The sequence below is a fragment of the Mycolicibacterium sp. MU0053 genome (assembly GCF_963378095.1).
GTDB lineage: Bacteria > Actinomycetota > Actinomycetes > Mycobacteriales > Mycobacteriaceae > Mycobacterium > Mycobacterium burgundiense.
In genome coordinates this window covers 1,083,537-1,096,371 of the sequence record NZ_OY726397.1, presented here as the reverse complement: position 1 = coordinate 1,096,371, position 12,835 = coordinate 1,083,537, and the positions used below count along the sequence as shown (strand labels likewise).

Sequence of the window (12,835 nt, the reverse complement as noted above, 5' to 3'; positions counted from 1 at the left end):
CACGTACGCGACATGCGACAGACGCCCGCCGTCAGCGACGACTCAGAGTCAGCCGGTACGGTCTATGTGTGCCAGCGCAGCGGGCGAGGTCTTCGATACCCGCCGAACACCGCTCGGCTCACCCGAATATCCAAGGTGTGCCGTGGTGGGCTGCTGTGCTCATCGCCACGCTGGCCACCGCGGTCGGGTTCGCCTTCGACGCGGGTTCCGGCAACCGCGAGCTCTCCGGCGTCTTCGCGGCGCTGTATCTGATGGGGTGCGTGGCCGCGGTCCTGGCGGTGCGTCAGGAGGCCATCTTCACCGCCGTCGTGCAGCCCCCGCTGATCTTGTTCGTGTCGGTGCCGGGGGCCTACTTCCTGTTCCACCTCTCCGACATCCAGGGCATCAAGGACATCCTGATCAACTGCGGTTATCCGCTGATCGAGCGATTCCTGCTGATGTTCACCACCTCGGTGATCGTGCTGCTGATCGGGATGGCGCGGTGGTACTTCGGGGACGCCGCGCGGCCCGCACCGGTCACGTCGGGCCAGGCCGCGGCCAAGTCCACGGCCGCCGTCGGCGCCGCGGCCGGGGTGCTCGCGGCAATCAAGACCAAGCTCTCGGAGCTGAGCATGCCGCCCCGGGGCTCCGCCGCGCACGACGACGCCGAACCGCGCAAGCATGCCATCGACCGCGACACCACGACGCGACGGCGCCAGGACCCGCGACGCCCCACCAAACGCACGGCACCGACTCGGTCCCGCCACGTGCGTCCGCCGCTCGACGACGACCTGGCCCCGCCGCCGTCCCGCAGACGTCCGACCCACGCCCGCGAGGACGACGACTTCGCCGATGGACCGCCGCCGCGCCGCCGTGCGCCCAGGGATCCGTCCCGGCGCCCACCGCCCCCGGAATACCTGCGCGACCCGCGCGAGCCCCGGCAGCCACGGCAGCGCTCGCCCTATGAACGTCCGATGCCGCGGCCGGAGCGCTATGGGCCGCCCGTCGACCCGTATACCGGTGTTGACCCGTACGACGGGGCGCCGCCACCGCCGCGCCGGCGACCGGCACCGGCCAGCGGCACCCATCACCCGGTGTCCAAGGTGCGGTATCGCGGCGCAGACGCCGGCGACGACGGGTCGACCGAGGGTGCGCAGTATCGGCGGCGGCCCCGCTCGTCCCGTGGCACGAGCGATCGCTACCGCGACTTCGAATAGTTACCGGCGCGCGGCGCGGATTTCCCGCGGCAGCGCGAAGACCAGCGTCTCGTTGGCCGTCGTGACCGACTGCACCGTGCCGTAACCGAGATCCGCCAGCCGTTCGAGCACACCGCGCACCAAAATTTCGGGCACCGAGGCGCCGGAGGTGACGCCGACGGTCGTGACGCCCTCCAACCAGGCCGGATCGATGTCCTCGGCATAGTCGACGAGGTGGGCGGTTTTCGACCCCGCGTTGAGCGCGACCTCGACCAGGCGCACGGAGTTCGACGAGTTCGCCGAACCGACCACGATCACCAGTTCGCATTCCGGGGCCATGGCCTTGACCGCCACCTGCCGGTTCTGCGTCGCGTAGCAGATGTCGTCGCTCGGCGGATCCTGCAGCTTGGGGAACCGCTCGCGCAGGCGCTGCACGGTCTCCATGGTCTCGTCGACCGACAGGGTGGTCTGGGACAGCCAGATGACCTTGTCCTCGTCGCGGACGGTGACCTTGTCCACCGATTCCGGCCCGTCGACCAGTTGCACGTGATCGGGCGCCTCGCCGGCGGTGCCGATCACTTCCTCGTGGCCCTCGTGGCCGATCAGCAGAATGTCGTAGTCGTCGCGGGCGAAGCGCTTGGCCTCGTTGTGCACCTTGGTCACCAGCGGGCAGGTGGCGTCGATGACCTTCAGTTCCCGTTCGGCGGCGTTGACGTGCACGGTGGGCGCGACGCCGTGCGCGGAGAACACCACGATCGCCCCGACGGGCACCTGATCGGTCTCGTCGACGAAGACGGCGCCGGCCTTGGCCAGCGTCTCCACCACATGGCGGTTGTGCACGATCTCGTGCCGGACATAGACCGGGGCGCCGTGCTTTTCCAGCGCGCGCTCCACGGTTTCGACGGCACGGTCCACGCCGGCGCAGTAACCACGTGGCTCGGCCAACAGCACGCGCTTGCCGGACACGGGCTCGACTACCGTGCGGGTGGCACCCGGAATGCCCATGTTGACAGTTGTTGGCATGACACCAGCCTACTTACCCCGGGCAACACAAGGCCAACCGAAGAAGCGGAAGTAGTCTGGCACCCATGTCTAGTGCACCGTATGGCGTCCGGTTGCTCGTTGGGGTGGCGGCAACCGCCGTCGAGGAGACCCGCAAGTTGCCGCAGACCATCCTGATGTCCCCCATGAGCGTGGCGAGCCAACTGGCCCAGCTCGTCATGAAGATGCAGCAGGACATCGCTGACCTGGTGAACAAGGGCGACGCCACGCTGGAGACGTTGTTTCCGCCCAAGGATGAACAGCCGGAATGGGCGACGTTCGACGAGGATGCGGCGGACTCCGCCGAGACGGGTTCTCCGGCAGAGTCCGGCGAGCGCATGACCGAGGGGCGGTTCGCGCTGTACTCCACCGACGACGTCGGTGAGGCCGTGTCCACGAACGGCCAGAGCGACAACGACGCCGAGGTCGGCGAGCCGGAGGTGGCCACGCGCATCGACTACGGGTCGCTGACGCTGGCGCAGTTGCGCGCCCGGCTGCAGTCGCTGTCGGTCGACGAGCTCACCGAGTTGCTGGCCCACGAGGAGAACACCAAGGCGCGCGCCCCGTTCCAGACCCTGCTGGCCAACAGAATCACGCGCGCCAGCGCCAAGTGAGCGATCCGGCGCAGGGTCAGTCACCGGAGAACCCGTACCCGGTCCGGGCCGTCGCGGTGCGCGTCGCGGGCTGGATCGACAAGCTCGGCATGGTCTGGGTCGAGGGCCAGATTGCGCAGTTGAACGCCCGGTCGGGTTCGGCGACGGTGTTCATGGTGCTGCGCGATCCGGCCGCGGACATGTCGCTGACCCTGACCTGCCCCCGCGACCTGGTCCTCAACGCCCCGGTGCAGCTGACCGAGGGCGCGCAGGTGCTGGTGCTCGGTAAGCCCAACTTCTACACCGGTCGCGGCACCTTCTCGCTGCGGGTCCAGGAGATCCGCGCGGTCGGCATCGGTGAACTGCTGGCCCGCATCGAGCGTCTGCGGCGGCTGCTGGAGGCCGAGGGATTGTTCGATCCGCGGCTCAAGCGGCCGCTGCCGTTCCTGCCCAACACCATCGGCTTGATCACCGGCCGCGCCAGCGCCGCCGAGCGCGATGTGACGGCGGTGGCAACGACGCGGTGGCCGGCCGTGCGGTTCGCGATCCGCAACACCGCGGTGCAGGGCCCCAACGCGGTGGCCCAGATCGTGGAGGCACTGCGCGAACTCGACCGCGACCCGGATGTCGACGTCATCGTGCTGGCCCGCGGCGGTGGCAGCGTAGAAGACCTACTGCCGTTCTCCGACGAGACGCTGTGCCGCGCGATCGCGGCCTGCACCACCCCGGTGGTCAGCGCCGTCGGTCACGAACCCGACAATCCGCTGTGCGACCTGGTCGCCGACCTGCGGGCGGCCACCCCCACCGACGCGGCCAAGCGCATCGTGCCCGACACCGCCGCCGAGCAGGCCCGCGTCGACGACCTGCGCCGCCGCTGCGCCCGCGCGCTGCGCAACTGGGTGGGCCGGGAGGAACGCCACCTCGCGCAGCTACGCAGCCGGCCGGTGCTGGCCGACCCGCTGCGGATGCTCAGCGCCCGCGCCGACGAGGTGCAGCGGGCGCGTGCCGCGGTCCGCCGCGACGTCACCCGGCTGATTTCCGGCGAGTCCGACCGGGTCGGCCATCTGCGCGCTCGACTGTCCACGCTGGGGCCCGCCGCGACGCTGGCGCGCGGCTACGCGGTGGTGCAGGCCGGCCCGCGGGTACTGCGCACGGTCGCCGACGCGCCCGCGGGCACCGAGCTACGCATCCGGGTCGCCGACGGCGCCGTGACGGCCGTGAGTCAGGGAGGTTCGCAGTGACCGAGAACGAACAGACTAGAGCTCCTAGTGAGCTCGGGTACGAACAGTGCCGCGACGAACTGGTAGCCGTCGTGCACACCCTGGAGCAGGGCGGACTCGACCTCGATGAGTCGCTGAAGCTTTGGGAAAGAGGTGAAGCGCTGGCCAAACGATGTGAAGAACACTTAGCTGGCGCCCGCCAGCGGGTGGAGACCGCCTTGTCCGCCGCAGACGAATCCGAGCAGGATTAGCCGGCCGAATTTGCCGGAGGGGGTCGTAACTGGAACACGTTTCAGTTACGCTTTGCCCTCATGGGTGATGCTGCACTGACCACCGACCTCGGCCGCGTCCTGGTCACCGGCGGTTCCGGGTTCCTCGGTGCCAACCTGGTGACCGCTCTCTTGGACCGCGGCCTGACCGTCCGGTCCTTCGACCGCGTCGCCTCCCCGCTACCCGAGCACGAACGGCTGGAAACCGTCGTCGGCGACATCACCAACGCCGACGACATCGCCCGGGTGGTCGACGGCATCGACACGATCTTGCACACCGCCGCGATCATCGACCTGCTGGGCGGGGCCTCGGTCACCGAGGAGTACCGGCAGCGCAGCTACTCGGTCAACGTCGACGGCACCAAGAACCTGCTGCACGCCGCGCGCGCCGCGGGCGTCCAGCGGTTCGTCTACACCGCCTCCAACAGCGTGGTGATGGGCGGCCAGAGGATCTCCGGCGGCGACGAAACCCTGGCCTACACCGAACGATTCAACGATCTGTACACCGAGACCAAGGTGGTCGCCGAGCGTTATGTGCTGGGCCAGAACGGGGTCGAGGGAACGCTGACCTGCTCCATCCGACCCAGCGGCATCTGGGGCCGCGGCGATCAGACGATGTTTCGCAAGGTGTTCGAGAGCGTGCTGGCCGGTCACGCCAAGGTGCTGATCGGCAGCAAGCACGCCAAGTTGGACAACTCCTACGTGGACAACCTGATTCACGGATTCATCCTCGCCGCCGAACACCTGGTGCCCGGCGGGACCGCGCCCGGACAGGCCTACTTCATCAACGACGGTGAACCGATCAACATGTTCGAGTTCGCCCGCCCGGTGGTCGAGGCGTGCGGGCAGCACTGGCCGAAGTTCCGCATCGCGGGCCGGCTGGTGCGCGCGGTGATGACGGGGTGGCAGCGGCTGCACTTCAAGTTCGGGCTGCCCGCACCGATGCTGGAACCCCTTGCGGTGGAACGCCTTTACCTGGACAACTACTTCTCCATCGACAAGGCCCGCCGCGAACTCGGCTATCAGCCGCTGTTCACCACCGCCCAGGCGCTGCCGGAATGCCTGCCGTACTACGTCGAGATGTTCGAGCGCATGAAGGCCGCACAGGACGCGCCGGCCGTCACCGCCGCCCGCTAGTGACGTCAGCGCCTGCCTGAGGCACATTGAATTGCCCACCTCCGCGCGACAACCCGCACCGCGGGCGGTGCCGTGCCACACCCGCTGACGCTCGGTGTCGCGCGGAGGTGGGCAATTGGGTACCGGCACAGTCACGGCCGCCCAGCTGCCCTGAGCCATATCGGTTTCCGAGGGGCGCAACGGCCCGCCCCGAAGCACCACCCCTGGCGCAGACCTGACCGGTAGGCAATGATTCCTAGAACGTGTTCTATGTCAGCTAACGGGGAGACACATGACGGTACTTGTCACGGGGGCGTTCGGCCTGGTCGGATCGGCGACCGTAAAGCAACTGGCGGCCGACGGGCGCCGCGTCGTCGCCAGCGATCTGGACCTCGCGGCCAACCGTGAGGCGGCCGCTACGCTGCCGCCGGGTGTCGAGGTGCGCTACGCCGACCTCACCGATGCCGGCGCCGTCGACAACCTCGTCACCGCCGTCGCGCCCGCGGCCATCATCCATCTGGCCGCGATCATCCCGCCGCTGATCTACACCCGTCGGGAACTGGCTCGCCGGGTCAACGTCGAGGCGACCGGCCACCTGCTGAAAGCGGCCGCCCAGCAGCCCACACCCCCGCGGTTCGTGCAGGCCTCCAGCATCGCGGTCTACGGCGCCCGCAACCCGCACAAGATCACCGACTTGCTGAGCGCCGACACCCCGGCGAACCCGTCGGACCTCTATGGCGCGCACAAGTGGGCGTCCGAGCAACTGGTGCGCGACTCCGACTTGGAGTGGGTGATCCTGCGCCTCGGCGGCGTGATGACCACCGAGGTGGCCGGGATGATGAACTTCGACAACCTGTACTTCGAGGGGCTACTGCCGATCGACAACCGCCTCAACACCGTCGACGTGCGCGACGTCGCGCGCGCGTTCGCGGCGGCCACCACCGCGCCGGCCGTCGGCGAGACCCTGCTGATCGGCGGCGACGAGTCGCACCGACTGCTGCAAGGCGATGTGGGTTCGGCGGTCGCCGCGGCCATGGGCTTCGTCGGCGGCCTGCCCACCGGGCTGAAGGGCAACCCCGACAGCGACACCGACTGGTTCGCCACCGACTGGATGGACACCAGCCGGTCACAGGAAGTCCTTGGCTTCCAACACTATTCGTGGCCCGACCTGCTGATCGAAACGGCGGAGAAGACCGGCTGGAAACGCGCGTTGCTGCGCCTGGCCGCCCCGCCGGCGCACGCCTTCCTCAAACGCCGGGCCCCCTACTGGCGCGCCACCAAGCCGTATGCCGACCCGTGGGGCGCGATCGCGGCCAAATGGGGCGACCCGAGCCCGGACCGCCCATGACCGACCCTCTTAGCCGCCACGCGGTGATCATCGGCGCCGCATCCGGAATCGGTTGGGCCACCGCGCAGACGTTGGCCGCCGAGGGTTACCTCGTCACGCTGGCCGACCGCAATCTCGACGGCGCTCGCGCCCGGGCGACCGAACTGGGTGCACCGCACACGGCCGTCGCCGTCGAGGTGACCGACGAGCAGACGGTGCAGCACCTGTTCGCCACCACCGCCGCGCCCGACGTGGTGGTCAACTGCGCGGGGTTCTCCGGTTTCGGGCCCATCACCGACCTGCCCGTCGAGCAGTTCCGCGAGGTCGTCGACGTCTGCCTGACCGGCGCCTTCATCGTCATCAAGCACGCGGCGGCGACGCTGAGCGCGGGTGGCGCCATCGTGTCGCTGGCCTCGCTCAATGCCCGCCAACCCGGCATCGGCATGAGCGCCTACTGTGCGGCCAAGGCCGGCCTGGCGATGCTCACCGAGGTGGCCGCCCTGGAACTCGGGCCGCGCGGCATCCGGGTCAACGCCGTCTCCCCCGGCTTCGTGCCCACACCGTTGACCGAGGGCGCGGCGCTGGTTCCCGGCGTCGTCGAGGAATACACCGAGAACACCGCACTGGGCCGCACCGGAACGCCACAGGACATCGCCGACGCGGTCGCGTATCTGGTGTCGCCCAAGGCCTCCTGGATCACCGGTGAGGTGCTCGACATCAACGGCGGTGCACACCTCAAGCGCTACCCCGACATCGCCGCCCACCTCGCAAAGCTGGCTGCACAGTAGGGATTTCCGCCTAGGATTGGCCGATGCTCAACGAGTTCACGCCGACGCAGAAGCGCGTCCTGGCCGTGCTGACGGTCGTCGCCCTCGCGTTCGGCGCGTACTTCCTGCGCAGCTACCTGGTACTGATCGCGATGGCCGCGGTGCTGGCCTACCTGTTCCGGCCGATCTACCGCCGCCTGCGGGCCCGGTTCAGCGTCGGCCTGTCGGCCACCGCCACCCTGTTCGCCGCGATCGCGATCGTGGCCGCACCGCTGAGCGGCATCGTGTTCCTCGCCGTGGTCCAGATCAGTCAGATGGTCGACAGCATCAGCCACTGGATGGCCAACACCGACCTCACCGAACTCGGCCGGCGTCTCCTTGCGACGGCGAACGAACTGCTGGCCAAGGTGCCGTTCATGAACATCGAACTCACCCCCGAATCGGTGCAGTCCGCGATCAGCCGGGTGGGTCAGAACGTCGGCGAGATGGCCCTGCACCTGGCCCGCGAATCCGTCGGCAGCATCGCCATGGTCTTGACCTCGGCGATCATCTTTCTCTACGTGTTCCTGGCTCTGCTCACCAACGGCGAGAAGGTCCTCACGCTGTTCCGGGACCTCAATCCGCTCAGCCGGGACGTCTCGGACATCTACCTGGCCAAGGTCGGCGCGATGGTCACCGCGACGGTCCGCGGTCAGTTCATCATCGCGGTCTGCCAGGGTGTGGCGGCCGCCGCGTCGATCTACCTCGCCGGCCTGCACGACGGCTTCTTCATGTTCGTCATCTTCCTCACCGCGTTGTCGTTCATCCCGCTCGGCGCCGGCATCGTGACGATCCCGCTGGGCATCGTGCTGGCGATGTTCGGCAATGTCATCGGCGGCATCTTCATCATCGTGTTCCACCTGGTGGTGGTGACCAACATCGACAATGTGTTGCGGCCGTTCCTGGTACCCAAGAGCGCGCATCTGCATCCCGCCCTGATGCTGCTGGCGGTGTTCGCCGGGCTGAAGATGTTCGGCTTCGTCGGCATCGTGCTGGGCCCGGTGTTGATGATCGTCATCGTCACCACCATCAGCGTGTACCTGGCCGTCTACAAGGGCACCCCGCTGGACCAACCGGACCCCGACGAGGACGACGACGACGACAAGCCGCCGTTCTGGAAACGTTGGTGGCCGTTCGGTCGCACCCCGTCGACCCCACAGGCGGTGCCGCCGAAGACACCGCAGCCGGCTAGTGCACCAGCCGACTCTTGAGGAACTCCACCACGCGCTTGCGCGCCTCGTAGGCGGGATGACCGTCGCGTTCCCGCACCTGATCGGTGAGCACCGAGTGCGCCATCCGGCCCAGCCCCGCCGGATTGCCCGAGGCCGAGTTGATCTCGATGACCTCGAAGGCATCCCCGAGGCGCGCCTTGAGCGTCTGGAACCGTGCCCCCGGTGACAACGGGTCTTCGCTGAAGCGCAGACCGAGTGCGCACAACCCGCCGTCGGCGGCCCGCTTCTCGACGATGCGCAACTCGTCCTCGGAGAGTCCGGGGTCGCGGCGCTGCTTCGGCGTCAGCGGCAACGGCAGCGACGGCTGACTGAGCACCGGCGCCAGCACCGCGTCGTCGACGGCGGCGGCCAGCGCGAAGCCGCCGGAGAAGCATTGACCGATGACCCCCACCCCGGGGCCCGGGGTCTTCTCGTTGAGGTCCCGGGCCAGCGCGCGCAGGAAGTCGGTGATCGGACGCTTCTTGTTGGTGGCGAACGCCGCGAACTCCTTGGCGATACAACCGCGCAGCAGCGGGACCGCCGCTCCCGGTCCGACGGGCGCGCCCGGGGTGCCGTACAGCGACGGCGAGGCGACGGTGAAGCCGTGCTCCACCAGATGGTTTCCGAGCGCCAGCACGCCCGGATGCAGCCCCGGCATCTCCGGAATCAGCACCACGCCGGGACCCTCGCCCTTGCGGTACACGTCGTAGGTGAACCCGCCGCCGGTGAAGGACTCGCAAGTCCAACCGCTGAGGTCGGCTTCCGGCGCTGTGGTCACGATGCTCCTTCTCTGCGCTGCCTGTCAGGCTCGCGGGGCCAGCGGTGCCTGGGTTTGTGTCGCCGTGGCCAGCGTACGGAACTCGTCAACACTGCCGGCGCCGGTGATGGCCACCTGGGTCTGGCCCTGGGGAGCCGACAGCCGCGTCGTCCACACCGGCTCGCCGCGCTCACCGCCCTCGTAGACCACCCAGGCCACGCCGTTGACCTCCGCGGCCCCCGTGGGGACCAGGTCGGGCTGGATGGAGCGCACCAAGTTGGCCTCGTCGGCGTTGCTCTGGGTCAGGCTCATGTACATGCCGGAACCGGTGATGTAGCCGACCGTGGAGACCAGCGCCCGGACCAGTTGGCCGGTGTCGGGATCGGTGCGGGCGGCGTCCAGACCGGCGCGTCGCCCGGAGTTGGACTGCCAGTCGTCGGGGACCGCGGGATGCCGGATGGGGAACCCCAGCGTCTCGGCGTCGGACTGCAGGGCGCCGGCGGCGTCGTAGCTGGGGACGGCGCCCTGCGTCGGCCCGCTGGGCTGGAACGAACACATCCCCACCAGCCCGGCCAGCAGGATGCAGCCGATGATCAGTGGGGCCATGGACCAGAACATGTCCCGGCCGTCCTGCAGCAGCCGCGGCTTGGCCGGCTTCGGATGCGGAATCGCTGTTCCGGGGGTCCCGGACGGCTGCGGGGCCGCCGAATCGGCGGCCGCGCCTGATTCCGGTCCTGGGGTGCTCACCGCTCCAGTATCCCAGCTCCCGACTAATGATCCGCTTCTGGGACAATCACGGGCATGACTGACGGTCCCGCACAGCCTGCCCCCACCAAGCGCCGCGAGGCCCCCGACCGCAACCTTGCGCTGGAGTTGGTCCGGGTCACCGAGGCCGGGGCGATGGCCGCGGGCCGTTGGGTGGGCCGCGGCGACAAGGAGGGCGGCGACGGGGCTGCCGTCGACGCCATGCGCGAGCTGGTGAACTCGGTCTCGATGCGCGGCGTCGTCGTCATCGGCGAGGGCGAGAAGGACAACGCCCCGATGCTCTACAACGGCGAGGACGTCGGCAACGGCGACGGCCCCGACTGCGACTTCGCGGTCGATCCCGTCGACGGCACCACCCTGATGAGCAAGGGCATGCCGAACGCCATCTCGGTGCTCGCGGTCGCCGAGCGCGGCGCGATGTTCGATCCCTCGGCGGTGTTCTACATGAACAAGATCGCCGGTGGGCCCGACGTCGCGGACTTCATCGACATCACCTCCCCCATCGCGGCCAACATCCAACGCATCGCCAAGGTCCGCAAGGCCTCGGTCTCCGACGTCACGGTGTGCATCCTGGACCGGCCCCGCCACGCGAAGCTGATCGCCGACGTGCGCGAGGCCGGCGCCCGCATCCGGCTGATCTCCGACGGCGACGTCGCCGGCGCCATCTCGGCGTGTCGGCCCGAGTCCGGCACCGACCTGCTGGTGGGCATCGGCGGCACCCCGGAGGGCATCATCGCCGCCGCGGCCATCCGCTGCATGGGCGGCGAGATCCAAGCCACCCTGGCACCCACCGACGACGACGAGCGCCAGCGCGCCATCGACCGCGGCTACGACCTCGACCGGGTGCTACGCACCAAGGACCTGGTGGCCGGCGAGAACGTCTTCTTCTGTGCCACCGGCGTCACCGACGGCGACCTGCTCAAGGGCGTCCGCTTCTTCGGCGGCGGCTGCACCACCCAGTCGATCGTCATGCGGTCGAAGTCCGGCACCGTCCGGATGATCGAGGCCTACCATCGCCTCTCGAAACTCAACGAGTACTCCGCGATCAACTTCACCGGCGACAAGTCCGCCGCCTACCCGCTGCCGTAATCCCATCCATCGCATCTGAACGAACAGGAAGCTAATGGCCGACAACGCCGACGACTACCGCATCGAACACGACACCATGGGCGAAGTCCGGGTGCCGGCCAAGGCCCTCTGGCGCGCGCAGACGCAACGCGCGGTGGAGAACTTCCCGATTTCCGGTCGCGGCCTCGAGCGCACCCAGATCCGGGCGTTGGGTCTACTCAAGGGCGCCTGCGCGCAGGTGAACAAGGACCTCGGCCTCCTCGACGCGGCCAAGGCCGATGCGATCATCGCCGCGGCGGCCGAGATCGCCGACGGCAAGCACGACGATCAGTTCCCCATCGACGTCTTCCAGACCGGTTCGGGCACCAGCTCGAACATGAACACCAACGAGGTGATCGCCTCGATCTGTGCCGCCAACGGCACCACGGTTCACCCCAATGACGACGTGAACATGTCGCAGAGCTCCAATGACACCTTCCCCACCGCCACCCACGTCGCGGCCACCGAAGCCGCTGTGCGGCAGCTGATCCCGGCCCTCGAGGTGCTCCACAAGTCGCTGGACGACAAGGCCAAGCAGTGGCGGACCGTGGTGAAGTCCGGCCGCACCCACCTGATGGACGCCGTGCCCGTCACCCTGGGCCAGGAGTTCGGCGGCTACGCCCGCCAGATCCAGGCCGGCATAGAAAGAGTGCAGGCCACCCTGCCGCGGCTGGGCGAATTGGCCATCGGCGGCACCGCCGTCGGCACCGGGCTCAACGCGCCCGACGGGTTCGGCCCCAAGGTCGTCGAGGTGCTGGTGCAGCAGACCGGCGTCACCGAATTGCGGCCGGCGGTGGACTCTTTCGAGGCCCAGGCGGCCCGCGACGGCCTGGTCGAGGCCTCCGGCGCGCTGAAGACCATCGCGGTCTCGCTGACCAAGATCGCCAACGACATCCGCTGGATGGGCTCGGGCCCGCTGACCGGCCTGGGCGAGCTGCACCTGCCGGATCTGCAGCCCGGCAGCTCGATCATGCCCGGCAAGGTCAACCCGGTGATCCCGGAGGCCGTCACGCAGGTCGCCGCGCAGGTGATCGGCAACGACGCCGCGGTCACCTGGGGCGGCGGCAACGGCGCCTTCGAGCTCAACGTCTACATCCCGATGATGGCCCGCAACGTGCTGGAGTCCTTCACGCTGCTGGCGAACACGGCGCGGCTGTTCGCCACCAAGTGCATCGACGGCCTGGTGGCCAACGAGGAGCACATGCGTGAGCAGGCCGAGTCCTCACCGTCGATCGTGACGCCGCTGAACTCCGCGATCGGCTACGAGGAGGCCGCCAAGGTCGCCAAGCAGGCGCTGGCCGAGAAGAAGACCATCCGTCAGACGGTCATCGACCGCGGGCTGATCGGCGACAAGCTGTCCGAGGAGGAGCTGGACCGCCGCCTCGACGTGCTGGCCATGGCCAAGGTCCGCGACTGACAGTGATTTCGGCGCGCTAACCGGCGCTCGG

General features: G+C 68.9%; 13 protein-coding genes. 10 read left to right on the top strand and 3 right to left on the bottom strand.

Features of this window, described 5'->3' with window-relative positions:
- The first annotated feature begins 68 nt into the window (after nt 1-68).
- Entirely contained in the window at nt 69-1,196 is a 1,128-nt protein-coding gene (locus RCP80_RS05160; protein WP_308481310.1) for a DMT family transporter, read from the top strand.
- Here RCP80_RS05160 and RCP80_RS05155 read toward each other — a convergent pair whose 3' ends face one another.
- A complete protein-coding gene (locus RCP80_RS05155; protein WP_308481309.1) occupies nt 1,197-2,198 on the bottom strand; it encodes a 4-hydroxy-3-methylbut-2-enyl diphosphate reductase in 1,002 nt (333 codons plus the stop codon).
- Between the two features lie 65 nt (nt 2,199-2,263).
- Here RCP80_RS05155 and RCP80_RS05150 point away from each other — a divergent pair, with 65 nt between their 5' ends.
- From RCP80_RS05150 to RCP80_RS05120, 7 genes are all read left to right on the top strand, one after another.
- Nucleotides 2,264-2,830 carry a lipid droplet-associated protein gene (locus tag RCP80_RS05150; RefSeq protein WP_308481308.1) on the top strand — a complete coding sequence of 189 codons (567 nt, stop codon included), beginning with the start codon at nt 2,264-2,266 and terminating at the stop codon, nt 2,828-2,830.
- Nucleotides 2,827-4,050: an exodeoxyribonuclease VII large subunit gene (gene xseA, locus RCP80_RS05145; RefSeq protein ID WP_308481307.1), complete on the top strand. Its 1,224-nt coding sequence runs from the start codon at nt 2,827-2,829 to the stop codon at nt 4,048-4,050. The genes RCP80_RS05150 and xseA overlap by 4 nt, the downstream gene beginning before the upstream one ends.
- On the top strand, nt 4,047-4,280 hold the full coding sequence (locus RCP80_RS05140; protein WP_308481306.1) for an exodeoxyribonuclease VII small subunit: 234 nt from the start codon (nt 4,047-4,049) through the stop codon (nt 4,278-4,280). Before xseA ends, RCP80_RS05140 begins: the two co-directional genes overlap by 4 nt.
- 60 nt (nt 4,281-4,340) lie before the next feature.
- On the top strand, nt 4,341-5,435 hold the full coding sequence (locus RCP80_RS05135; RefSeq protein WP_308481305.1) for a 3-beta-hydroxysteroid dehydrogenase: 1,095 nt from the start codon (nt 4,341-4,343) through the stop codon (nt 5,433-5,435).
- A gap of 271 nt (nt 5,436-5,706) precedes the next feature.
- A complete protein-coding gene (locus tag RCP80_RS05130; RefSeq protein WP_308481304.1) occupies nt 5,707-6,762 on the top strand; it encodes an NAD-dependent epimerase/dehydratase family protein in 1,056 nt (351 codons plus the stop codon).
- Nucleotides 6,759-7,529, top strand: a complete 771-nt coding sequence (locus tag RCP80_RS05125; RefSeq protein ID WP_308481303.1) for an SDR family NAD(P)-dependent oxidoreductase — start codon at nt 6,759-6,761, stop codon at nt 7,527-7,529. The genes RCP80_RS05130 and RCP80_RS05125 overlap by 4 nt, the downstream gene beginning before the upstream one ends.
- 23 nt (nt 7,530-7,552) lie before the next feature.
- On the top strand, nt 7,553-8,758 hold the full coding sequence (locus tag RCP80_RS05120; protein ID WP_308481302.1) for an AI-2E family transporter: 1,206 nt from the start codon (nt 7,553-7,555) through the stop codon (nt 8,756-8,758).
- On the opposite strand, the gene RCP80_RS05115 is transcribed toward RCP80_RS05120, so the two are convergent.
- On the bottom strand, nt 8,736-9,536 hold the full coding sequence (locus RCP80_RS05115) for a dienelactone hydrolase family protein (RefSeq protein WP_308481301.1): 801 nt from the start codon (nt 9,534-9,536) through the stop codon (nt 8,736-8,738). The genes RCP80_RS05120 and RCP80_RS05115 overlap by 23 nt on opposite strands.
- A gap of 24 nt (nt 9,537-9,560) precedes the next feature.
- Nucleotides 9,561-10,262 carry a DUF4245 domain-containing protein gene (locus tag RCP80_RS05110; protein WP_373693448.1) on the bottom strand — a complete coding sequence of 234 codons (702 nt, stop codon included), beginning with the start codon at nt 10,260-10,262 and terminating at the stop codon, nt 9,561-9,563.
- A 54-nt stretch (nt 10,263-10,316) separates the two neighbouring features.
- Here RCP80_RS05110 and glpX point away from each other — a divergent pair, with 54 nt between their 5' ends.
- Complete coding sequence (glpX, locus tag RCP80_RS05105; RefSeq protein ID WP_308481300.1) at nt 10,317-11,369, top strand: class II fructose-bisphosphatase; 1,053 nt, start codon at nt 10,317-10,319, stop codon at nt 11,367-11,369.
- 34 nt (nt 11,370-11,403) lie between these two features.
- Nucleotides 11,404-12,804: a class II fumarate hydratase gene (locus RCP80_RS05100; RefSeq protein ID WP_308481299.1), complete on the top strand. Its 1,401-nt coding sequence runs from the start codon at nt 11,404-11,406 to the stop codon at nt 12,802-12,804.
- The last annotated feature ends 31 nt before the right edge of the window (nt 12,805-12,835 follow it).